The 22,724-nt window shown below is 67.8% G+C and carries 22 protein-coding genes; 17 read left to right on the forward strand and 5 right to left on the reverse strand.

Annotated elements, in window-relative coordinates; all coding sequences use genetic code 11:
• Positions 1-19 precede the first annotated feature (19 nt).
• On the forward strand, positions 20-1,534 hold the full coding sequence (fadD4, locus tag RMCB_RS28500) for a fatty-acid--CoA ligase FadD4 (RefSeq protein WP_062831425.1): 1,515 nt from the start codon (positions 20-22) through the stop codon (positions 1,532-1,534).
• Positions 1,535-1,538: 4 nt separating this feature from the next.
• A complete protein-coding gene (locus tag RMCB_RS28505) occupies positions 1,539-2,420 on the forward strand; it encodes an enoyl-CoA hydratase/isomerase family protein (RefSeq protein ID WP_062831480.1) in 882 nt (293 codons plus the stop codon).
• Here RMCB_RS28505 and RMCB_RS28510 read toward each other — a convergent pair.
• Together RMCB_RS28510 and RMCB_RS28515 are read right to left on the reverse strand one after the other, a co-directional pair.
• A complete protein-coding gene (locus tag RMCB_RS28510) occupies positions 2,410-2,826 on the reverse strand; it encodes a nitroreductase/quinone reductase family protein (protein ID WP_062831426.1) in 417 nt (138 codons plus the stop codon). The two genes, RMCB_RS28505 and RMCB_RS28510, sit on opposite strands and share 11 nt — an antisense overlap.
• A complete protein-coding gene (locus RMCB_RS28515) occupies positions 2,823-4,076 on the reverse strand; it encodes an NADH:flavin oxidoreductase/NADH oxidase family protein (protein WP_062831427.1) in 1,254 nt (417 codons plus the stop codon). The genes RMCB_RS28510 and RMCB_RS28515 overlap by 4 nt, the downstream gene beginning before the upstream one ends.
• Before the next feature lie 187 nt (positions 4,077-4,263).
• On the opposite strand from RMCB_RS28515, the gene RMCB_RS28520 reads away from it, so the two are divergent.
• From RMCB_RS28520 to RMCB_RS28550, 7 genes are all read left to right on the forward strand, one after another.
• Complete coding sequence (locus RMCB_RS28520; protein WP_062831428.1) at positions 4,264-5,820, forward strand: PucR family transcriptional regulator; 1,557 nt, start codon at positions 4,264-4,266, stop codon at positions 5,818-5,820.
• A 131-nt stretch (positions 5,821-5,951) separates the two neighbouring features.
• Positions 5,952-6,707: an SDR family NAD(P)-dependent oxidoreductase gene (locus RMCB_RS28525; RefSeq protein ID WP_062831429.1), complete on the forward strand. Its 756-nt coding sequence runs from the start codon at positions 5,952-5,954 to the stop codon at positions 6,705-6,707.
• A 15-nt stretch (positions 6,708-6,722) separates the two neighbouring features.
• Positions 6,723-7,382, forward strand: coding sequence for an aspartate/glutamate racemase family protein (locus RMCB_RS28530; protein WP_062831430.1), 660 nt, complete (start codon positions 6,723-6,725; stop codon positions 7,380-7,382).
• A 58-nt stretch (positions 7,383-7,440) separates the two neighbouring features.
• The gene (locus tag RMCB_RS28535) at positions 7,441-8,034 is read left to right on the forward strand and encodes an NADPH-dependent FMN reductase (protein WP_201028362.1); all 594 of its coding nucleotides are present in this window, start codon (positions 7,441-7,443) and stop codon (positions 8,032-8,034) included.
• On the forward strand, positions 8,031-8,891 hold the full coding sequence (locus RMCB_RS28540) for an SMP-30/gluconolactonase/LRE family protein (protein WP_062831431.1): 861 nt from the start codon (positions 8,031-8,033) through the stop codon (positions 8,889-8,891). The genes RMCB_RS28535 and RMCB_RS28540 overlap by 4 nt, the downstream gene beginning before the upstream one ends.
• 59 nt (positions 8,892-8,950) lie before the next feature.
• Positions 8,951-10,270, forward strand: coding sequence for a flavin monoamine oxidase family protein (locus RMCB_RS28545; protein ID WP_062831432.1), 1,320 nt, complete (start codon positions 8,951-8,953; stop codon positions 10,268-10,270).
• A 36-nt stretch (positions 10,271-10,306) separates the two neighbouring features.
• Entirely contained in the window at positions 10,307-10,675 is a 369-nt protein-coding gene (locus tag RMCB_RS28550) for a nuclear transport factor 2 family protein (RefSeq protein ID WP_062831433.1), read from the forward strand.
• A gap of 62 nt (positions 10,676-10,737) precedes the next feature.
• Here RMCB_RS28550 and RMCB_RS28555 read toward each other — a convergent pair whose 3' ends face one another.
• Together RMCB_RS28555 and RMCB_RS28560 are read right to left on the reverse strand one after the other, a co-directional pair.
• Complete coding sequence (locus RMCB_RS28555; protein WP_201028363.1) at positions 10,738-11,106, reverse strand: cupin domain-containing protein; 369 nt, start codon at positions 11,104-11,106, stop codon at positions 10,738-10,740.
• Positions 11,103-12,248: an LLM class flavin-dependent oxidoreductase gene (locus RMCB_RS28560; RefSeq protein ID WP_062831434.1), complete on the reverse strand. Its 1,146-nt coding sequence runs from the start codon at positions 12,246-12,248 to the stop codon at positions 11,103-11,105. The genes RMCB_RS28555 and RMCB_RS28560 overlap by 4 nt, the downstream gene beginning before the upstream one ends.
• 206 nt (positions 12,249-12,454) lie before the next feature.
• Here RMCB_RS28560 and RMCB_RS28565 point away from each other — a divergent pair, with 206 nt between their 5' ends.
• The 8 genes from RMCB_RS28565 to RMCB_RS28605 all read left to right on the forward strand — a co-directional run bounded on the left by RMCB_RS28565 (position 12,455) and on the right by RMCB_RS28605 (position 21,342).
• Positions 12,455-13,219, forward strand: a complete 765-nt coding sequence (locus tag RMCB_RS28565) for an SDR family NAD(P)-dependent oxidoreductase (protein WP_062831435.1) — start codon at positions 12,455-12,457, stop codon at positions 13,217-13,219.
• Positions 13,216-14,493, forward strand: coding sequence for a 3-oxo-tetronate kinase (gene otnK / locus RMCB_RS28570; protein WP_062831436.1), 1,278 nt, complete (start codon positions 13,216-13,218; stop codon positions 14,491-14,493). The genes RMCB_RS28565 and otnK overlap by 4 nt, the downstream gene beginning before the upstream one ends.
• Positions 14,490-15,131 carry a 3-oxo-tetronate 4-phosphate decarboxylase gene (gene otnC, locus RMCB_RS28575; protein ID WP_062831437.1) on the forward strand — a complete coding sequence of 214 codons (642 nt, stop codon included), beginning with the start codon at positions 14,490-14,492 and terminating at the stop codon, positions 15,129-15,131. The genes otnK and otnC overlap by 4 nt, the downstream gene beginning before the upstream one ends.
• A gap of 169 nt (positions 15,132-15,300) precedes the next feature.
• The gene (locus tag RMCB_RS28580) at positions 15,301-16,749 is read left to right on the forward strand and encodes an APC family permease (protein ID WP_062831438.1); all 1,449 of its coding nucleotides are present in this window, start codon (positions 15,301-15,303) and stop codon (positions 16,747-16,749) included.
• 485 nt (positions 16,750-17,234) lie between these two features.
• A complete protein-coding gene (locus tag RMCB_RS28590) occupies positions 17,235-17,801 on the forward strand; it encodes a TetR/AcrR family transcriptional regulator (RefSeq protein ID WP_062831440.1) in 567 nt (188 codons plus the stop codon).
• Positions 17,802-17,831: 30 nt separating this feature from the next.
• Positions 17,832-18,944 carry a CoA transferase gene (locus tag RMCB_RS28595; RefSeq protein WP_062831441.1) on the forward strand — a complete coding sequence of 371 codons (1,113 nt, stop codon included), beginning with the start codon at positions 17,832-17,834 and terminating at the stop codon, positions 18,942-18,944.
• A complete protein-coding gene (locus RMCB_RS28600) occupies positions 18,938-20,206 on the forward strand; it encodes an amidohydrolase family protein (RefSeq protein ID WP_062831442.1) in 1,269 nt (422 codons plus the stop codon). The genes RMCB_RS28595 and RMCB_RS28600 overlap by 7 nt, the downstream gene beginning before the upstream one ends.
• A 29-nt stretch (positions 20,207-20,235) precedes the next feature.
• Entirely contained in the window at positions 20,236-21,342 is a 1,107-nt protein-coding gene (locus RMCB_RS28605; protein ID WP_062831443.1) for an MFS transporter, read from the forward strand.
• Here RMCB_RS28605 and RMCB_RS28610 read toward each other — a convergent pair.
• Positions 21,305-22,690, reverse strand: a complete 1,386-nt coding sequence (locus RMCB_RS28610; RefSeq protein WP_062831444.1) for an FAD-dependent oxidoreductase — start codon at positions 22,688-22,690, stop codon at positions 21,305-21,307. The genes RMCB_RS28605 and RMCB_RS28610 overlap by 38 nt on opposite strands.
• Positions 22,691-22,724: the final 34 nt, after the last annotated feature.

The raw sequence follows: 22,724 nt of genomic DNA on the forward strand, positions 1-22,724 counted from the left end.
GTGCCGGTTACAGTGCCTCATGCAGATCCGCGAGCACGTCGGGACCAATAAGCCGGCGATCATCCTCCACCCGTCGGGCACCGTCGTCACGTTCGACGAACTGGAGGCGCGCGCCAACCGGCTGGCGCACTACTTCCGTCAGCGCGGACTGGTCGAGGGTGACGTGGTTGCGATCCTGATGGAGAACAACCAGCACATGCACGCCGTCATGTGGGCAGCCCGCCGGTCCGGCCTGTACTACGTGCCGATCAACACCCATCTCACGGCAGCCGAGGCCGCCTACATCGTCGACAACAGCGGCGCCAAGGCCATCGTGGGCTCCGGTGCCCTCAAGGACGTCCTGAGTGGCCTGGACAAGGATCTGCCCAACGGCCTGCCGGACATCCTGCTCATTGCCGACGGCGAGTTGGACGGCTGGCAGTCCTATCCGGAATGCGTTGCGGACCAACCCGGTACCCCCATCGATGACGAGATCGAGGGAGATCTGCTGCAGTATTCGTCGGGCACCACCGGTAGGCCGAAGGGTATCAAACGCGAACTCCCGCATCTCCCGCCGACAGCGGTGCCGGGCCTGATGGCCGGGCTGGTCGGATTCTGGATGACGCCGGATTCGGTGTACCTGAGCCCCGCGCCGCTTTATCACACCGCGCCGTCGGTGTGGTCGATGCAGGCGCAGGCCGCCGGCATCACCACCGTGGTGCTCGAGAAGTTCGACGCCGAGGGCACGCTCGACGCGATTCGACGGCACAAGGTGACGCACGGCCAGTTCGTCCCCGTGATGTTCACCCGGCTGCTGAAACTGCCTCAGAGCGTGCGTGATTCGTACGACGTGTCGAGCCTGCAGCGGGTCATGCACGCCGCGGCGCCGTGTCCGGTGGAGATCAAGAAACAGATGATCGACTGGTGGGGACCGATCGTCGACGAGTACTACGCCTCATCGGAAGCCATCGGCGCGACCCTGATCACCGCCGATGAATGGCTGGCGCACCCCGGTTCGGTCGGCCGGGCGATGACGGGCACAGTGCACATCCTCGACGAGAACGGCAACGAGCAGCCCGTGGGCCAGCCCGGCGAGATCTTCTTCGAGGGCGGTGCGGATTTCGAATACCTCAACGATTCGGAGAAGACCGCGTCCTCACGCGACGCGCATGGCTGGAAAACCGTGGGGGACATCGGATATCTCGACGAGGACGGCTACCTGTACCTCACCGACCGCCGGCATCACATGATCATCTCCGGTGGGGTGAACATCTACCCCCAGGAAGCCGAGAACATGCTGGTGGTCCACCCCAAGGTGATGGACGCCGCGGTGTTCGGCGTCCCCGACGACGAGATGGGGCAAGCAGTCAAGGGCGTGGTGCAAACCGTCGATCCTGCCGATGCCACACCGGAGTTCGCCGACGAACTGCTGTCCTGGTTGCGCGGCCGGCTCTCGCATTACAAGTGCCCGCGGTCGATCTCGTTCGAGACTCAGTTGCCCCGCACCGATACGGGCAAGCTGTACAAGCAGGGACTGATCGAGAAGTATTCATGATGTGATCGAACTGCCGGGCGGGATCCGCGTCGCCGTCGAAAAGCCCAGTGACACCGCGGCGTTCACCCTCACCGAGGCCGCGACCGCGGACCGCCGTGCGGTGACGGTGGATTCGGTCGAGCAGACCCTGCGGGTGCTCGCCGAGCGGTGCGAACGCTGGCCGCTGGCGGCGGCGGTGTGCGACGACGTGCTGCGCTCTGTCGACGTCGCGGCACCTGCGTTCGGCGGGCTGATCACCGAATCCCTGGCTTATTCGACGCTGCAGTCCGGGCCGGAATTCGCGCGCTGGCTGGCCGAGCGCGGTCCGGCGACGGTGCCTCTGCTGCCCGATCCGGTGCAAGCCGAGCGTGACGGCAACACGCTGCATATCCGGTTCAACCGTCCGCAGCGCCACAACGCCTTCTCCACCGACGCGCGGGCGGCGCTGCTGGAGGCGTTGGAGGTGGCCCGGCTCGACCTGTCGGTCGATGCGGTGGTGCTCAGCGGCAACGGCCGATCCTTCTGCAGCGGAGGCGATCTCGCGGAATTCGGGTCGTTCGACGACCCTGCCACCGCGCATCTGGCCCGCACGCGGCACAGCCCGGCGCTGGTGCTCGACGAATTGACCGGACGCCTGGGCCGCCACTGCCGGGCGGACGTGCACGGTCAGGTGCTGGGCAGCGGTCTGGAGATGGCGGCGTTCTGCGGGTGGGTCAGTGCACACCCCCAGGCCACGCTGGGCCTACCGGAGTTGGCGCTGGGACTCATTCCCGGCGCGGGCGGCACCGTGAGCATCACGCGACGCATCGGCCGATGGCGCACTGCGTATCTGGTGCTCACCGGGCGCAGCATCGACGCCGCGACGGCGCTGGACTGGGGGCTGGTCGACGAGGTCGTCAGTCGGTGAAGTCGATGCGCACCGAGACCGGCGTGGTCTCCAGGGCCTTGGCCACCCGCGCCCCGATCACGCCGAACTTGCGGCCCCGCGCCACGACATCGTCGTCCGGACGGAACTGGGCGACACCCGTACGCCACCGGTGTCCTTGTCGCAGGCGGACATTCGGGTTCGACGTGATGTTGCTACCCCAGCCGGAACGCGTTCCGTGCTGGCAGATCACCCACGCGCCGGTCGCGTCGAACTGCGCCGAGACTGGCACCCTGCGCAGCTGACCGGTCTTGCGGCCGATGGTCTCCAACTCCGACGCCAATGCGGTGCGCAACCCCAGTCGCGACAGCGCCGTAACGGCCGGGTTCAGAAGATGGCGTCCCAGCGCTCGCTCGCGACGGAACTTGTTCAGCGTCTTGTCGGTCATGAGTTCCTCCGGGCGCGAAAGGCGTTGACTCCGTTGTTCTTGAGCAGCGCAACGGCGGTCGCGAGCGGGCCGATCGTGGGGTCGGGCTCACCGCCCGCGGCAAGCCGGTGCAACTGGGTCCCATGCCATTGCAGCTCGAGTGCGCTGAGGAAAGTCTTGGCGCGCGCGGTATTCGTGATTCGGGCAGGCAGGGCCGGTGCGATGTCGGGCACGTGGAGGTGTGTCTGATGTGCCACCAGCAGGCTGTCGGCAGCGGCCGGGTTGACGGTGGTCGGCCTGCCCAGCCCGACCACGTCGCAGGCTCCTGAGCTGACGGCCTCGCTCATCGCCGCTCGCGTCCGGAAGCCGCCGGTCACCGCCAGCGGCACGCTACCCGCGAACTCCCGGGCGGCTCGGGCGTATTCGACGAAGTACGCCTCGCGCGCCGCGGTGGATGCGGACTGTATGACGGGCCGGCCTTCCATCGCAGGCGATTCGTATGTGCCGCCGCTGATTTCGATCAGATCGAGGTCTTCGGCGGCCAGCGCGGCGATGACGGCGCGGGACTCCTCTTCGGTGAATCCGCCCCGCTGGAAGTCCGCGGAGTTCAACTTGATGGCCACGGAGAAACCGGGACTGACCGCTGCGCGGGTCCGTCGCACCACTTCGAGTGCGAATCGCATGCGGCGCTCCGGGTCCCCACCCCAGCGATCTGTGCGCTGATTGGTGCGGGGCGACAGGAATTGCGCGACGAGATATCCGTGCGCACCGTGGATCTGGACGCCGTCGAAACCGGCCGCATCCGCGATCGCGGCGGTGTGCGCGTACCGGTCGATCGTGGCCTCGATCTCATCGTCGGTCAGCGCACGGGGTGCCTGCCATCCGGGCACGCTCATGCGGACGGCTGACGGCGCCACCGGCTGCGACCGCGTGGCCAGCGGATTGGCTTGTCGCCCAGGGTGGTTCACCTGCATCCAGACCAGTCCGCCGCCGTCCTTGGTGGCCTTGGCCCAGCGGGACAGCCCGTCGAGGTGGCGGTCGTCCTCGACGACGACATTGCCCGGCTCGCCCAGGTGGTCGCGGTCGACCATCACGTTCCCGGTGATCACCAGGCCGAAGCCGCCGGTGCCCCAGCGCCGGAAGAGCTCGACCAGCCTCTGGTCCGGCCCGTGGTCGGGTGTGCCGAGGCCCTCGCTGAGAGCCGACTTCATCAGCCGGTTGCGCAGCACCTGGCCGCTGGCAAGCGGGAGCGGGTCGTGAAGGTCGGGCATGTAGGTCTCCTGGGGGAAGTGCCGGGGATACCTCCGCGACGGTAGTACACCGATCGGTCTACTGCAATGTCCGGCAGGTGGCAGTCGGACGAGAGCGCTGCGCCAACTGTGTGCCAATACAGTTCACCGGCCGAGGTTCATGTCCTGAAATAAGGTCGGCGGTGCCGGCGGGCGATATATTCCAGCAGTGACCAGTGCCGCTGACGGTCTCGGACGCGACATGACAGCGCGTCCGAGCGGACCCGGCAGTGTCAGCGTCCGTGACATCGTCGAGCTGAGGCTTCTCCAGGCGACGCTGCTCGCAGGTGAGGCGGGGCTCGACCGCCGGGTGTCGTGGGCACACGTGACGGACGCATTCGACCCGTGGAACTGGCTGGATCCGGGCGACCTCGTGCTGACCTGTGGCTACATCGTCCCGCAGGAGCCGTCGGCGCAGGTGCGGTTCGTGCAGAACATGTTCGACGCGGGCTTGAGCGGAATCGTCATCGGTGAGGACGACCGCTGTCCTCACCTGTCCGACGAAATGCTCACCACCGCAGACCATCTCGGCTTCCCCGTGATCCACGGCGCACACGCGGTCGGCTTCGCGCAGTACGTGCGGTTCGTGGCCGCCGCCAACGCCAGGGGCGAGGATCAGTCCTTCATCCAGATCGCCCGGGTCAACGGCGAAGTGATGGCGAGCCTGCGCGAGACGCTCGCGGGCACCGAGTTCGTAGGCCGCCTCAGCAGGGTGGTGAGCTGCCGGCTGCACGTCGTCGACCCGGAGATGTGGGAATCGCTGATCCGCGGCAGCGAAACCCCCGACCGCGCGTGGAAGGACGCCTACGACGCCGAGCTGCGCCGCTCGTCGGGTCGCGCGCCGTTCGTGATGAACCTGACCGTCGGAGACCGGAGCGCCCTGACCATGCCGATCGTCGGCGAGCGTTCGGCCTGTCTCATCGCCTTCCCCGAGGGAGATGTGAGACCCCGGCTCGCAGTCCTGCAGCAGATCGCTGCGGCGTGCGCGCTGGAGATCGGTCGCGTCGATGCGGCGGTGGAGCGCTCTCGCCGGTCGGGAGCTGGTTTGCTGAACGACACGCTCAACGCCCGGCTCGAGCCGGCAGTTTTGACCGCGCTCTTCCGCGAGCGTCGCCTGCAGGGTGACCTGCGTGCGCTGGCCGTCGACGGCCGACCCGACGCGATCGAGAGGCTGGCGCGCCGATGGCTGATCCGCGGAATCCCGTTCCTGCTCGGTGAGATCGGCCAGATCGCCATCGCAGTGGTGCGGGCGGTCGACGTCCCGCAGGCGGACTTCGAGGAACGCACGATGCTGGAACGGTGGCGGGCCGGGCTCAGTGACCCGTTCGTCGGGCCGGCCAACCTCGGCGATGCCGTTCGCCAAGCCAGGTGGGCGCTGGAGACCGTCAGTCCGGATGGGTCGGCGCTGGCTCTCTACGGTGACAGCAGTCCGTCCTTCCTGCCGCGCACACTCGCGGAGTCCAAGCTCGCGGCCGACCGCGTGCTCGGCGCGGTCATCGAGTACGACCGCGAGCAGGGCACCGATCTGATCAAGACGCTTCAGGCGTATCTCGAATGCGATCGTTCGCCGAGCCGTGCCAGCGAGATGCTCTTCATCCACACACAAACCGTCAACTACCGGATCGCCCGCATTCAGGAGCTGACCGGCCGCTCGATGCGGTCTACCGGCGACGTCAGCGAGCTCTGGTTCGCGCTGCGGGCACTTGCGCTGTCCCAAGCCACGTAGCTGCCGCGCCGGGTCCCTATCCGGGCATATGACCGCCAGTGTGCGGGTCATATCCGCACACAGTGGGCAGCATCGAGTCGGGGTGACAGGCTGCCCCGGATGGCCACTGACGACAAGACGAGGGAACAGCTATGAGCACGTCATTCGAAGGACGCAGCGTGATCGTCACCGGGGTCGCGTCTGGTCTCGGGAGCGCGCTGGCGCGGGAGTTCGCAGCTGAGGGTGCGCAGGTCCTCGGCTGCGATGTCAACGACGAGGCGGGTGCGGCGGTGATGGACGGCATCGGCGTCTATCGCCACACCGACGTATCGAAGGAGGCGCAGGTCGAGGCCCTCGTCGACGACGCGGTGCAGCGTTTCGGCCGGCTCGATGTCATGGTCAACAACGCCGCGATCCAGGTCGAACAGGCACTGGCCGACACCACCGAGGAGCAGCTCGACCGCATCCTCGCGGTCAACTTGAAAGGCCCGTTCTTCGGCTGCAAGCACGCGATCCGCGTCATGCAGGGCACGGGCGGCGGTGCCATCGTCAACATCTCGTCGGTCCTTGCGGTGGCCGGCGACCCCATGCTCGCCGCGTACGGCGCGGCGAAAGGCGGTGTGCTTGCCCTGACGAAATCGGCGGCGGTGAAGTACGGCCGCGACAAGATCCGGTGCAACACCGTATTGCCCGGGGATATGCAGACAGAAATGGTCGAGGCGTACTTCGCCGCGGCCGAGGATCCGGCCGCGCTGCGCGCTCAGGCCGAAGGCGAATATCCGCTCGGCAGGATCGGCCAGCCTCGTGAGGTTGCCCGGGCTGTGCTCTTCCTCGCCTCCGATGACGCGAGTTTTGTCACGGGTGAAGCGCTCGTCGTCGACGGCGGCCTGCTGGCCGAATGCTACTGAACGAGAAGGGTTCTCATGCAAAAGCTCGGTATCGTCCACACCGTCTCCCAGCTCGCGCCCACCTTTGCCGACCTCGCTGCCGAATTGCTCCCCGGTGTGCAGACCACCGTCGTCGCCGACGAACTCCTGCTCAAGCGAACGATCCGCGACGGTGAGGTCGACGATGTGACGCGCGAACGGCTGCGCGGTCATGTCGCCGCACTCGCCGACTTCGGCGTCGACGCGGTACTGGTGACCTGTTCATCGGTGGGCGCGGTGGTCGACGAGATCGCCTCGGAGACAGACATTCCCGTGCACCGGGTCGACCGCGCCATGGCCGAGCGCGCAGTCGCGCTCGGGGCTCGTGTCGGCGTACTCGCCACCCTGACCACGACACTCGCGCCGACCACCGAGCTCGTAGCGGCCGCCGCACGTGACGCCGGCCGAGCGATCACCGTCGTCTCACGGCTCTGTGACGGTGCATTCGCCGCGCTGGGGCGCGGTGACGGCGCGCGGCACGACGCGATAGTCGCCGAGGAGCTCGACCGCTTGGCCGCCGAGGTCGATGTGGTCGTGCTCGCCCAGGCCTCGATGGCGCGGGTCGCCGCTGCGCGGCCCGGCGGCGGTACCCCCGTGCTGTCCAGCCCGCGGCCGGCGATGGAGAGGCTCGCCGAATGTGCCTATACCGAGCGATAAGCAGCCGACTCAGGTTGGTGCGGCGCGCTAATGGCGGAGATCACAGGAGTCCACCAGCATGATTGACGTGGAAGTTGAATGGATCCCTCGCATTCTCGGTATCGGCGGCACGACCCGTCCGGGATCGTCGTCAGAGCGGGCGCTGCGTGCCGCACTACAACTCGCCGAGGACGCCGGCGCCCAGACCGACATCCTCTTGGCCGATGATCTGGAGTTCCCGGCGTACGCACCGGAGCGCGGCGTGCTCGGGTCGAAGGCCGAGCGCATGCTGGATCTCGCCCGCCGTGCCGACGGGGTGATCGTCGCCAGCCCGGGCTTCCACGGTGGGCCGTCGGGGCTCATCAAGAACGCGCTCGACCACCTGGAGGAGCTGCGTGCCGACGAGCGGCCGTACCTCGACGGCCGTGCGATCGGTTGCATCGTGTGTGCGGCCGGCTGGCAGGCGACGGCGACAACGCTCGCGGCGTTGCGCTCGACCGTGCATGCGCTGCGCGGCTGGCCGACACCGCTTGGCGTCACGATCAACTCGACCACGCGCGGCGACGCGGATCCGATCGTGGCCGCCGCGCCGCAACTCGGCTTGCTCGTCGACCAGGTCATCGCATTCGCCCACTGGCGGCGGGCGGCGGCTGTTGTCGAGGTCTCCGCGTGACCCAGCCCCATATCACCACCGGCGTTCCCGCATCGGTCACCGGCCCTGGCCTGCGCACCGTGGTCGAGGGCTTACAACACCCCGAGGGCGTGTGTTGGTCCCCGAGCGAGCAGCTGCTCTACGCAGGCGGTGAGGGCGGCCAGTTGTACCGGTTCGGGTTGCAGGGCGGGGCATTCGAGACGGTGTGCACGGTGCCGGGCGGTTCGATGCTCGGACTGGCCCTCGACGGCGCGGGCGCCGTGTACATCTGCGATGTCGGCAACGGATGCGTCCAGAAGATCGCGCCCGACGGCAGCGTCCGGCAGTACGGCGCCGCCATCGGTTACCCGAATTACCCGGCCTTCGACGGCGCCGGCCGGCTGTGGGTGTCCGACTCCGGGGACTGGGGTCGAGCAAGCGGGTCAATCGTGCGGATCGACCCCGACGGCACCACCGAGCGGGTCCTCGGTGGCCTGTATTTTGCGAACGGCCTTGCGGTACAGGGGGATTGGCTGTACATCGTCGAATCGACGTGGCCACGGATCGTGCGGATCCCGCTGTGCGGCGGCGAGCCGGAGCCGGTCGTCGTTCTCGACCGGGTCGTACCGGACGGCATCGCATTCGACGCCGAGGGCGGTCTGTGGATCGGCTGCTGGCAGCCCAACCGCGTGTACCGCCTCGCCCCGGGCGGCACGCTCGACGTCGTCGTCGACGACTGGTCGGGTGTGTATGCGCCGACGCCGACGAACCTCGCGTTCGCCGGGGCCGAACTCGATGTCCTGGCACTCGCGTCGTTGGGCACGCTGGTGGTGACCGCGTGCGATCCCGGCGTTCGCGGGGCGCCGCTGCACCTGCCGGTGGACCTGGACCGAGTCTGACCGTGTTTGACAACGGCGCCCATGCGGATCGCCGAGCAGAGAGCTAGAGGGATTCACAGATGAATGACGAGATGTACGACGCCTTGGTGATCGGCGCGGGATTCGCTGGGCTGACGGCCGCGCGCGATCTCGCGCAGGACGGCAAACGGGTGCTGATCGTGGAAGCGCGGGACCGCATCGGCGGCCGTGCCTGGTACCGGCCCTTCGCCGACACCGGTTTCTGTATCGAGCTGGGCGGCAACTGGGTCGACCCGGAAGGCAACTCCGCCCTCATGGCGGAGGTGAAGCGCTACGGCGTACCGCTCGCCCAGAGTCCGCACCCCGAGCATCACGTTTCCCTGCTCGACGGCGTTCGCAGCCACGCGGCCTGCCCGATCAGCAGCGATGACGAGCTCGCCCTCGCGGAGGTGGTCCGGGAGGTCACCGCGCAGGTACGGCGAATCGACTCGGCGCTGCCATTGGATCAGCAGGATGTCGCCGACCTCGACGTCCCACTCGACACCTACCTCGATGGCTTCGGGCTGTCCGCGACGCTGCGCGAGCTCATGGGTGCGTGGATCCGCGAGAACACGGGCTGCCACGAGTCGCAGATCTCGGCTCTGCACCTGATGTCGTGGATCCCGAATCTCGGCAACGACGTTCTGGCGCTTGGGCATACGCCTACACACCGCTTCGCCGCGGGGACGATCGACCTCCTGCAGCGGATACTGGACGACTCCGGGGCGCAGCTGCGACTGTCGACGCCGGTGGTCACGGTGACGCAGTCGGCCGAGCATGTCGAAGCGCGTACCCAGGGTGGCGAGGTGCTGCGCGCCCGCGCCGCGGTGATCGCCTTGCCGCTCAACTGCCTGCCCGACATCACCTTCACGCCGCCACTGTCGCCCGAGAAGACTGCCGGTGCGGCGATCGGCCAGACCGGGGCGGCCAAGAAGCTGTGGGCGCTGGTCACGGGCTTGCCTCCGAAACTTCTCGGCGTGGGCGCGCACGACGAGCCGATCGACGTCTTCTTCACCGATTTCCCGGCCGAGAAGACCGGCCTGGGCGGCGATCTCGTCGTCGGCTTCTCAACGCAGGAGCGCCCGCTGGACATCCTCGACCGCCACGACATGGAGGCCGCTTTTCGTCGCTACGTACCGGAAGCGGGCGTCGTGAAGGTCGACGGTCACGACTGGCTCGCCGACCCCTACGCCAAGGGAACATGGTGCGCAGCCCCTGCGGGCCTGCTGTCCAAATACGCCTCCGCTCTGGAAGCCACAGAGGGCCGCCTGGTGTTCGCCGGATCCGACATCGCCCACGCCTTCCGGGGGTGGATGGAAGGCGCGGTCGCGACCGGCGCCACCGCCGCGACACGACTCTCGGCGATCCTGGCGCAGCACTGAGAACTGACAACGAGTTCCCAACACGATAGGAGAACCATGAGTTCTGCACGCGCACTTCAAGAATCCGCGTGGGACGCCGAGTGCCGCCACGACCTCGACGGCCTGCTGGACCACTTCCTCCCCGACGCGACGTTCTACGCCTACGGCCGGCCGCCGCAACAGGGCCACGACGCCATCCGCCGGCTGACCGAGGACTTCTACCGGTCGTATCCCGAACTCGCGATCGACGTCCTGGGCGAGTGGACCAACGGTGACTCGTCGGCGGCCTTCGAGTTCCGGGCCCGGCTGAAGGACACGGCCGGTGACCGATTCACCCTGCAGGGCGTGATTCTCGTCGAGATCGAGAGCGGGAAGTTCAAGACGGTGCGGTACTACGAGGAGGCGCCGGTCCCGGTGACCGACTGAGCGGCAAGCGCCAAAGGGCGGCATCCGGATGCGGATGCCGCCCTTTATGTTGTGCGGGAACGCTATTCGGGAGACGTGGTCCAGATCGTGTACACCTTGCGCACGGTCTCGCGGATGACCCAGGTACCACGCCAGCCGTCCGGGGCGACGAGCACGACGCCGGGGCGGATCTCGTGGACCGTACCGTCGGCCGTGGTGATGGTGCCTGCCCCGGCGATGAAGTGCATCAACTCGGTATCTCCCGTGCGTGCGGAGTCGAAACTCCCGGGCGTGCACTCCCAGATGCCGCTGCGCCCAACGGAATTCCGGTGTAACACGTGGACCGACTCGACCGGCGCACCGGCGAGTGCGGGCGTACGGGGGCCGAGGACGGTCAGCTCCAGTGTCTCGGGTTCGGCGTCGTAGACGATAACCGGGATCGTGCCGGTCACGCGCCGGTGACCGCGGGGATGGACAGCGTGGCGACACGAGGGCCGAGCGTGGCGATCTGCGGGCCGACCTCGCGCCCCAGAAGCTCAAGGTGGCGCCGATAAGGCTCGGGGTCCCGGCTGAAGTCGAAAGTGAACGACAGCAGGGCTCCGACGCCGCCGAGGTCTTCGTTGAAGCGCGTGATCTTCTCGACCACCGTGTCGGGGGAGCCGACGATGAAGAAGTGGTCGACCATCCAGTCGAGTGTCAGCTCATCGATGGTCATGCCGGGGTCGAGGAGCAGCTCGCCGAGTGCATACGGCTTGCCCCCGCGATCGCGCACGACGCGGAATGTCGGGAGTACCAGCTCGTCCCATGTGCGGCCGGCGGGTCCCGAGAGAAAGAGCCGGCGTGCCTCCTCGTCGGTTCCGGCGACGAAGACGTCGCGCATGACGCGCCAGTTGGCCCGGTCCGGCGTGTGGCCGGCCTCGATCGCCGTCGTCGCGTATGTCTCCCACTGCTGGCGCAGGGCGGCCATGCCGACCTGCTGGCTCATGGGGGAGAAGCCCCGCCGTGCGGCGTCGGCGAAGGTGGGCGATGTCGGCTGCACCCCGGTCATCACGACCTCGGGCCGCGGTCGCTGAAAAGGCTTGAGGTGCGGTCCATTCCATTGCGAGGTGTGCGCAGGCATGTCGACGGTCCAGAACTCACCCTCGATGCGGAACGGCCCCTGTCGCGTCCACATGGCTTCGATGATGTCGATGGCCTCGTCCATCATCTTCGCGTTGCCCTGCCCGACGCCGAACAGCTGCCCGTCGGTAGGGAACGAGCCGGGCGCGAAACCAGCGATGTAGCGGCCGCCCGTCATGTGGTCCAGATACATGAGCCGGCTCGCCAGCGCGATGGGGTTGTGGTAAGGCAGCAGATGGGCTGCAGCGCCGAGACGCAGCCGCTGCGTCTCGCGCCCGGCGGCGGCGATCATCAGGTCGGGAGCCGGGTTCGGCTCGTGACCGATCGTGTGGTGTTCGGCGAAGAAAAGTTCGGCCAGCCCGTATTCGTCGGCCCACCTGGCGATCTGGAGATCCCACTCGATCACTTCCTGCAGTGTGCGTCGGCCCGCGACGTACTCCTGTGCGTACGGCGGGCTGAAGAGTCCAAGTTCCATGGCTTCGGTCGATTCCTTGTCGTTTGTTGGGCGATACCCTCCCAACGTCGGTGAGCAGACACGTCTGCACAATTGGTGCCGACCTCAAACAACCCGCCATTGGCTGTCGATGCGTACAAGCCCTTAGATTTCGGGCTAACGCGCCGTCGGCGGTTCATGTCCATATACAGTGGCGCGTCGCCGGCGCGGCCGGGAAGCTCAGCGGCATGGTTAATCGGCTGGAAGGCAAGGTTGCGCTGGTCACCGGCGCAGCGCAGGGACAGGGCGCGGCGCACGCGGACCTGCTGGCCCGTCAGGGCGCCCGGGTGATCGCCACGGACGTCCTCGACGATCAGGGTGAGGCACTGGCGGAGCAGTTGGACGCCGAGGGCCTCGAGGTCGTCTACCGGCACCTCGATGTCGCATCCGAAAAAGACTGGGCGTCAGTCGTTGCCGGTGTCGACCCCGCCTGGGGACCGATCAACGTGCTCGTCAACAACGCGGGCATCAGCTCGCCTGCCGCGGTCGCCGACGTCAGCATCGACGAATGGAACCGTGTCGTCGCGATCAACCAGACCGGAATTCTGCTGGGCATGCAGGCGGTCATCCCGGGAATGATGGAGCTGGGCTCGGGATCCATCATCAACATCGCGTCGTCCTGGGCCCACCGCGGTGGCACGGAGAACGGTTTCATCGCCTACGTCGCGACGAAGGCCGCGGTTCTGGGGATCACCCGCAACGCAGCCATGAACCTTGGCCGGCATGGCATTCGGGTGAATTCGGTGTCGCCGGGTTACGTCCGGACACCGCAAGTCGAGTACGCAGAAAAGACCGAGCCCGACCGGGTCGCGAACGACGTCGCGAAGATCCCGATGCGGCGCATGGCGCGGCCGGCCGAGATCGCCAAGACGATCGCGTTTCTCGCCTCGGATGATTCGTCGTACACCACGGGCGTCGACCTTCTCGTCGACGGCGGTTTGAACCTCACATGACGCGTGATCGCCGCTGCGCACCGGTCGGCTTCATCGCCGACGACATCACCGGTGCGACGGATCTCGCCAGTGCCCTCGCGGCACGGGGGCTCGATACGCGTCTCGCCTTCGGCAGCTCCGCGGTGTGCGACGAGGGCGGCGACGCGATCGTCGTCGCTCTCAAGATCCGTAGTGTCCCCGCAGCCGAGGCACGCGCAGCCGCGATCGAGGCGGCCGAGGCGCTGCTCGCCACCGGCGCCGAGCAGCTGTTCTCCAAGTACTGCAGCACCTTTGATTCGACGCCCGGCGGGAACATCGGTCCGATCGCCGACGCGCTCATCGACGTGACGGGTGCCCGCCGTGTCGTGCACTGCCCGTCGTACCCGGCGAACGGCCGGACGGTTTACCTCGGACATCTGTTCGTTGGCGACACGTTGCTCAGCGAGTCGACGATGCGCGACCATCCGCTCAACCCGATGCGCGATCCGCACCTGCCGCGCGTCCTCGCACGACAGACGTCGCGAGACGTGGCACTCGTGGAATTCACCGCGGTCGATGCGGGCGCGGAAGCGGTCACCACATGTCTGGAGGGTATTGCCGACCAGGCCGCCGGCGCGCACCACGTGATCGCGGACGCCGTCCGGGACACCGACCTCGATACGATCGCGCAGGCCACGGCGGGCGACCGACTCTGCGCCGGCGGTGCGGCATACGGTGCCGCGTTCGCCGCGGCCGCGCGTACCCGTGCGGGGCATGCCCCGCACATGCAGCGGGAGCGGCCGGTGCTGCCGCGCGGGCCGAGCGCCGTCCTCGCCGGCAGCCTCTCGCAAGCGACGCACGAACAGATACGAGCGTTCGATGGACCGACGCTGACCCTCGGCGTGGTCGAGCTTGTCGACGGAGACATCGCCGTGCGCCGGTCGCTCGAGTTCGCCGAGCGCTGCCTCTCCAGCGGCCCACTGCTGATCACCACCGACCACGACGCTGTCGGGCTCCGCGCGGGCGCGACCGGACTGAGTCCGGCGCAGGTGTCGCGCAGAATCGAAGTGGCCATGGGCCGCATAGGGATTGGTCTTGAGAAGGCCGGCGTCCGGCGGCTCATCGTCGCCGGGGGTGAGACGTCGGGCGCGGTAGCCGAGGCGCTCTCCTTGCGGTCAGCGCGGATCGGTCCCGACATCAGTGTCGGCGTGCCGTGGCTCGTGGCCGAGGACCGCGGACTGGCCATCGCCTTCAAGTCGGGAAACTTCGGTGGGCCGTCGTTCTTCCGTGATGCACTGCAGGTGGCGCAGACATGAGTTTCGACGACGCAGCGCGCACCCAGATGGTGCGACTGGGTGCCGCCCTCTACGACCGGGGCCTGACGCCGGGCCGGACAGGGAATCTCAGTGTGCGGATGGACGATCAGATCATGATCACGCCGACCAATGCATGCCTGGGCCGGCTCGAGCCTGAGCGGCTGGCCGTGATGTCCGTCGACGGGGAGCATCTCGCGGGCGACCGCCCGTCGAAAGAGCTCGTGTTGCATCGGGCTTTCTACCGGCACCACCCCACGTGTACCGCGGTGGCGCACCTGCATTCGACCTCCGCTGTCGCCGTGTCGTGCCTGCCGGGCTTGCGTTGCGACGATGCGCTACCGCCCATCACGCCGTACTTTGTCATGCGCGTCGGGCGGTTGCCGCTGATCGACTATGGGGCACCGGGAAGCGCTGAGCTCGAAGAGTTGGTTTCGCGGGCGGCCAAGCACTCCCGCTCGGTGTTGATGCGCAACCATGGGTCATTCGCCGCGGCGAAGTCGCTCGAGAGCGCCGTCGACGCGGTGGAGGAGATCGAGGAGACCGCGCGTCTGTACTTGCTCCTGGCGGGCCGCTCGCCGGTGTACCTGGGAGAGGAGGCCGTGGCGGAGCTACACCGCCGCTATCCCTCGACCGCGTAGGCGGAATCGGCGGACGACATCTATCCGATCGAATTTTCTGACCCACGGCATGTCGCCTGGATGTGCCGGCAAATGCTAAGGCGGGCAAATGAATCGAAAAGCAACTGACGTCTCGGTTGCGTCGCCGGAAACCGGCTCCACGCACAAGGCCGTAGGCCTGACCGGATCTATGGGCACGTTCCGCCTCTTCGCGTTGGTGATGGCTTTCGTATCGCCGCTCGTGACGGTGGCTGGGTGGCTCGTCATCCTGATCGCCTACGGTGGTCCGGCCGCGCCGGCGATGATGCTTGTGGCCGCGGTGCTCGTCACGCTGTTCTCGCTGGGTTTCGTGGCGATGGGGCACCACATGCCCAATCCCGGAGCCTTTTACTCCTACGTCGCGGCGAGTTTGGGACGTGTGATGGGGCTCGGCGCGGGCTTCGTCGCGATCATCGTCTATGTACTCCTGGGGCTGTCGTCGTTCATCTTCTTCGGCGTTGCCGCATCGAACTTCGTCACTGGCGAACTCCACGGTCCCCATATCAGTTGGTACTGCTACACGCTGGTGTTGTTGGCCGTCGTGAGTGTCTTCGGTTACCTGCAGGTCGAAGTGTCGGCGAAGGTTCTGCTGGTCGCGATGGCGCTCGAAGTCGTGGTGGTCCTGATCTTCGATCTGGCGATATTCGGCGGCGGCAGGGTCGCTGAGAAGGGCGGTGTATCCCTCGAACCGTTTTCGTGGGGTTCGCTGACCGGGGCATCCTGGGGGCTGGGTCTGCTGTTCGCGATCTTGTTCTTCAACGGTTTCGAGGGCACGGCGGCTTTTCGTGAAGAGATCAAGAACCCTGCCCGTACGATCGGTCGGGCCACCCTGTTGGTGGTCGCTTTCGTCGGCATCTTCTACTGCATTGCGTCGTGGGCCATCATCTCTTATTTCGGCGCGGACAAGGCCGTCGAACTGGCCACGTCCGATCCGGTGAGCATGTTTTCCACAGCACTGGGCGCTTCGGTCGGTACCTGGTTGGTTGACGTCGCCAACGTGCTGCTCTTGAGCTCGATCTTTGCGGCTTCTGTCTCGATCTACAGCATCCTGGCGCGCTACATCTACTCACTCGGCGTCGACCGGGTCCTGCCGAGACAGCTCGGTGCCGTCCATCCCAAACACAACTCACCGCACAACGCGGCGTTCGCCGCGGGCGGCCTGTTCCTCGTCGGCGTTCTGCCCTTCGTGGTCGCCGGTACCGATCCCGCGCTGCTCTACGGCCAGCTCGGCGGCACCGGTGGGTACGGGTATCTCTTGCTTTTCGCGCTTGTCAGCCTCGCGGTCATCGTCTACTTCTGGAGGCAGCGAGGATCGCATTCGGTCAGCCTGTGGGTGTCCGTGGTTGCCCCGGGCGTCTCCCTGGTGGCAATGAGCGTTCTTCTGATCGTGGGGATCGTCAACTTCTCGACACTGACCGGTGGCTCCGGCGTATTCGCGGTCATTCTTCAGGCTGCCGTGTGGGGCAGCGGCCTCATGGGGATCGCGCTCGGCCTCTTCTACCGATCGAAACGGCCCGACATCTTTGCTCGGATCGGCAGGAGAAACTTGTCGAAGACCGCTTCGGGATCAACGGATGCACCGCCTGTGGGCCTTCGATAGCGACTTGCCGTGATTCCGAAGCACCCGGGGCCATGCGCCGCAGACGTTGTGAGAGTCGACGACTTCGATTGGGACATCGTGACATTCATATTGCGCTGGGCGCCATACGGAGGGCCGAGCGAAGAGGAGTGCTGGCCTCGCTTCGGTATGACCTGCGCGCAGCTTCACACCCGGTTCGCGGACATCATGCGTAAGCTCGGCGGTTTCGGTCACGCGAATCTCAGCGATCGCCAGCGCGAGCTCGTTCGGCAGGGGCAGAGACTGCTGGCGACAGTTACCGGCGAACCCACCCCAGTGCCGTCCACACCGGACGTCCGGCTCGCCACCGACCTCTCCGAAGCCCCCGGTCATTGGTCACTGCGGCAGGGCGTGTGGCATTGGACGAGCTGCGCCCGCTAACGCGAACGATCACGGGTGCAAGCACGCCGTCTCCCGATCCGGTCCCCCACGACCAGGTAGACTGACCGGTCTAGCAGGGAGGCGTGATGTCGGTACGAGAGACGTTGATCGAGAGCGTGACGGGGTTGGTGCGGCGCCGGGGCGTCGCGGGAACCGGTCTCAACGCGCTACTCGAAGACAGCGGTGTCTCGCGGCGGTCGATCTACCTGAACTTCCCGGGTGGCAAGGAGGAGCTCGTCGCCGAGGCCACCCGCGTTGCCGGGCAGGCGCTCACGGCCCTCATCCGGGCGGCCGATGACGGGCGCGAACCCGCCGAAGCCGTGCAGGAGTTCATCGACCAATGGAAGCTGCAGTTGGCCGAGACACACATGGAAGGTGGCTGCCCGATCGTCGCGGCCGTCCTCGGCCGCTGCGATGCACCGCAAGCCGCCGATGCGGCCGCTGAAGCCTTCCAGGACTGGCACGCGATCTTGGCGCAGCGGCTGGTCCGTGCCGGTACCGATGCCGACGTGGCGCGGTCGCTGGCGACGATGACGATTGCCTCCATCGAGGGTGCGGTCATCATGGCCATCGCGGCGCAAAAGACCGATGCCCTCGACGATGTCGGTCGCCATCTCGTCGAACTCACCAAGCTGCACCTACCGAGCACCTGAGCGGGTGCCGGTCTGCGACACAATGACCGGGTGGGTGCATGCGCGGTCTCGGCATCGGTGCTGACGCGTGCCCAGCGGGTGGCCGATGACTTCACCGCGCGGACCGGCGTCAGAGTTGATGCGACCGAATTGATCACCGGCCGGGCCGCGCTGCTCGATTTCACCCCCGGGGGCCGGATTTCGGCGGGTGGAGCGACACGACTCTTCGAGGCCGCCGACGGCTGGTGCGCGTTGACGCTGTCACGAGGCGACGATCTCGCCATGGTGCCCGCCCTGTTGCAGGCCGATACGGTCGCCGAGGACCCGTGGCCCGCCATCGAGGCATGGGCCGCCGGGGCGCCGGGGGCCACGGTGGCCGGCCGGGCGCGACTACTCGGATTGCCGGTCGCCGTCCTCGGGGAGACGGCGGTGGCACCGCCCCGGGTGACGACGCTCGGTCCACCGCGCTCGACGCCGCTATCGGAGGTGCTCGTCGCGGATCTGTCCTCGATGTGGGCCGGGCCGCTGTGCGGCCAACTGCTGGCGCGCGCCGGGGCCACGGTGGTGAAGGTCGAGAGCGTGGCCCGTCCTGATGGCACCCGAGGCGGGGAGCCGGCCTTCTTCGACTGGATGAACAGCGGAAAGCTCTCCTATGCAGTGGATTTCGACAGACCGGATGACGTTGCCGCGTTGCTGGCCGTTGCCGACGTGGTCATCGAGGCGTCCCGGCCTGCCGCCCTCGAGCGTCGGGGCCTGGGGCCGCACACCGCGCCACCGCGCCCGGGGCGAGTGTGGCTGCGCATCACGGGTCACGGCACGCGTGGGGACCAGGCCGGCTGGGTGGCATTCGGCGACGACGCCGCGGTATCGGGTGGTTTGGTCGGATACCGGGACGGCACACCGGTATTCGCCGCGGACGCGATAGCGGATCCGCTCACCGGCCTGCATGCCGCTGCGGCGGTCGTGGCCGCCCTCGGCCGCGGCGGCGGAGAGCTCATCGAATTCGCCATGGCGGCAGTGGCTGCCGAGTATGCCGGGCTGCCCACCGACGACAACGTCCTTCCCGCCGTGGCGCCCGCAGCGGTCCCGGTCGGCCCCGCGCTGGGCGCTGACAACGCCGCAGCACGCCAGCTCGTGACCCAAAGAGCAACTCCACCATGCTGATTCAGGGAGCGAGCCTACTCGACGGCAAGGTTGTCGACATCCGGCTGGGCGAGCAGATCGAGCAGGTGGCGGAGCGGCTGCGGCCCCGGCCGCGCGAGCACGTTCTCGACGCAGGATTCGGCACGGTGATCCCCGGTCTGCACGACCATCACCTGCACGTGTATTCCGCAGCGGCCGCGCTGAATTCGGTACGGGTCGGTCCGCAGGACGTACGGGGTGCAGACGGCATGGCCCGGGCCCTGGCCCGGGCGGTACCCGGTGCCGACGGCTGGATCAGGGCCGTCGGCTACCACGACGCCGTCGCCGGCCCGCTGGACCGCGACCTGCTCGACACGCTCACACCGCCCGTACCCGTACGGGTGCAACACCGCAGCGGCGTGATGTGGACGCTGAACTCGGCCGGCCTGGCCGCGCTCGGGCTCGCCGACCACCCCGACGGTCGGCTGCGCAGCGCCGACCGGACCTGGTCGGACGCCCTCGAGCGCACGCAGCCCACACTCGACGAATTCAGTGCGCGGCTGGCCGCCTACGGCGTCACCGGTGTCACCGATGCCACGCCCGATCTCGACGCCACGATCGGAATGCGCCAGCGGGTGCACGTGCTGGCTCCGGGCAAGCGGATTCTGCACGACGATGCCCTCGACCTCGACGCGCTCACCGCGTGGGTCGGCGAGAAGCACGCCGACGGCGTGCCGGTCGCCCTGCACTGTGTGACCGCGGCGCAACTCGTCGTCGCCATCGCCGCACTGCAGGCTGCGGGCCGACATCCCGGCGACCGCATCGAACACGCGGCGATGGTGCCCGCCGACTGCATCGCGGATCTGGCGGTCCTCGGTGCCACAGTGGTCACCCAGCCGAACTTCATCGCCGAACGGGGCGACCAGTACCGTACCGATGTGCCTGCGAGCGAACAAGACCAGCTGTGGCGCTTGGCTTCTCTACTGCGCGCCGGAGTGCCGGTGGCCCTGTCGACCGACGCGCCGTTCGGTGACAGCGATCCGTGGGCGGCGATGCGCGCCGCCGTGCATCGACGGTCGCCCGCGGGCCGGGCCCTCAACAAGGCCGAATGTGTCGATGCGCGAACGGCTCTGACGCTGTTCCTGGGCAGTGCCACCCAGCCGAGCAGGCCACGCACCATCGCGCCTGGGCAACCAGGGGACGTCTGCGTGCTGTCCGCGCCGCCGCGCGAGGCGCTCGACCAACTCGATGCCGACCTGGTGGCCGTGACCGTGATCGATGGGGCGACGGTCTTCACTCGATGACACAGACAACGGTATGGAGGACACCCGGCATGCCCGCGTTGCTGGGTGTCGCCGTGCTGGGCTTCATCGGATTCGCGTTGCTGCTGCCGGTCGCCCCGATGTGGGCCGTGCACAACGGCGCCGACGATTTCGGGGCGGGTGCGGTCAACGCGGTCCTGATGGCATGCACCGTGGTGGCGCAACTATCGGTCGGGCTGGTGTTGCGACGCCTGCGGTGGCCGGTCACCCTGGCGATCGGCCTGGCCCTGCTCGGTGCTCCCGCCATCGCGCATCTGCCGGCGCACAACCTGCCGACGGTGCTCCTGCTCGCGGCGTTGCGCGGGCTGGGTTTCGGCATCGTCACGGTGTACGGGGTCGACGGTATCGCAGGCCTATTCGGTCATGAGCAGCGTGGCCGGGCAGCCGGAGCGTATGGACTTGCCATCGCCGCACCGCAATTCGTGCTCACCCCGGTGGCGACATGGCTGGTCCACCACGTCGGATACACCCCGGTGTTCGTGCTGGCCACTGCGCCGGTGCTGGGCGTGCCGCTGGCACTGATGTTCATCCATCCGGTGCCGCGACCTCCGGCACAGCGCGGTGAATTCCGGGCGGTGAGCCGCGGGCTGATCGGCCCGATCGGTGCGCTCGTCGCGATCACCGCCGCGGGCGGGGCAGTCCTCACGTTTGCGCCCCAATTCGCCGACACCACAACGGCCTTTGCGACCCTGCTGGCGCTGACCGGGCCGGCGACGCTGGGGCGGTGGCTGATCGGCGGCCCGGCCGACCGCTTCGGGGCACACCGATTCATCACCCCGATGTTGTGCCTGGGTGTGGCGGGGCTGGCGGCGATCGCGGTGGGAATCCTCCACAGTCCTGCGGTGATCGTCGTCGGCGCTCTGCTGCTCGGCTTGGCGTACGGCTCGTTGCAGAACCTCACCCTGGTGCAGGCCCTGGCGGCCAGCGGTGGGCAATCCCGCGGCGCGGTGAGCGCAGCCTGGAACATCGGCTTCGACGGTGGGACGGGCCTGGGCGCGTTGGTGGCCGGTGCGCTCGCCACGTCGGGTTCGTTCCCGATTGCGTTTGCGGTGCTGGCCGGTGCGTGTGCGGTGATGGCGCTCATCTGGCGCCGGACAGGCATTGCGCGCGCAGGCTGACGTCAAACAGGTTGCGGCGCATCAGGTTGCCCATCAATGCTCTGCCGAGCAGAACGGGGTCGCGCAGGATGTCCGGCGGGTCGATGAGGCTGCTGACGCGCATGAGTCGTTCGGTGATGACGATGTCGTTCGCCGCGGCCTGCAGCACCTGCCCACGGATCCAGCTCATCAGCCGTCCGGCCAATCCCCGCTGAGGTGTCCCGGCACCCGCGGTGGCCCGGTTCATCGACCACACGGGACCGATGTGGCGCGCCGCGGCGCCGAAGAACAGTTGTGGTGCTCCAGTGCCGTATTCGGCGAGGTGGTCGCGCAACGCGAGGGCCTGCAGCGCGGCGACGGTCATGCCCTGACCGAAGATCGGATCGAGTCGGCACAGCGCATCACCGATCACCAGCAAGCCCGACGGAAAGCGATCCATGCGGTCGTAGCGCTGCCAGGATCCGCCCGGGTACCGGAACGGTTGCACTGGGCCGAGCGGTTTCGCGGCACGCAGCGCCGCGATGATCTGGCGCGGGACGAACCGCTCGGCCAACGCCAGCATGTCGGCGAAATCGGCTGGCGGATCCGCGAAATCATCGGCAGGCCCGGTCACCGTGAGCATCCACGTGTCGTCCTCGTAGGCGATGAGTCCGCCTCGGCTTGCCCCGCGGTCGGGCTGGACCAGCACCAGCCTCTCGCGAATGGAGCCGCTCGGCATCGTGACAAGCTGGCTGTAGTAGGCGCCCCGGCCAGGCATGACGCGCTCGTCGGGCGGGCCGTAGCCGAGCCGCTCGAGCAGCGCGGGTGTGCGCGTGGAGCGGCCCAGCGCGTCGACGACGAGATCTGCCGCGATCGATGATCGAGTGCCGGTGTTGCGGTCGGCGACCTGCGCCCCGGCGACGTGATCGGCGCGCGGAGTGTCGAATCCGATGACATCGAGACCGTCGCGGAACGTCACGTTGGGGTGGTCGGCGATCCGCTGGCGGAGATGGAATTCCAGGAACGGACGGCTGGCCAGGTAGATCGCGAGCGCGTCGGGATCGGCGAGGCTGCCGGTGCGGTTCATGGTGTACGGACCCATCCGGGTGTAGACCTTGGACAGGTTCGCGCCGTCGATCTTGTGCGCTCCGGCAGCGGTCAGCGTGTCGAGGATGCCGGGGTGCAACTCCTCGAGTGCGTGCGAGCCGCGACTGAGCAAGCTGTGCAGATGACGCCCCTGCGGGATGCCGCGTCGCTGAATCGGACTGTCCGGCAGTCGGTCCCGTTCCACCACCGTCACGGCGGCGAACTGCTCTGCCAGCACCCCTGCCGCGAGCAGGCCTGCGAATCCGGCCCCCAAGACCACCGCATGACCGTGTGCTTGATGCATGAGTCCCCCTCATCGTCCAACGGATGAGGGGGAC

Source organism: Mycolicibacterium brisbanense (assembly GCF_001570425.1).
GTDB classification, from domain to species: Bacteria; Actinomycetota; Actinomycetes; order Mycobacteriales; family Mycobacteriaceae; genus Mycobacterium; species Mycobacterium brisbanense.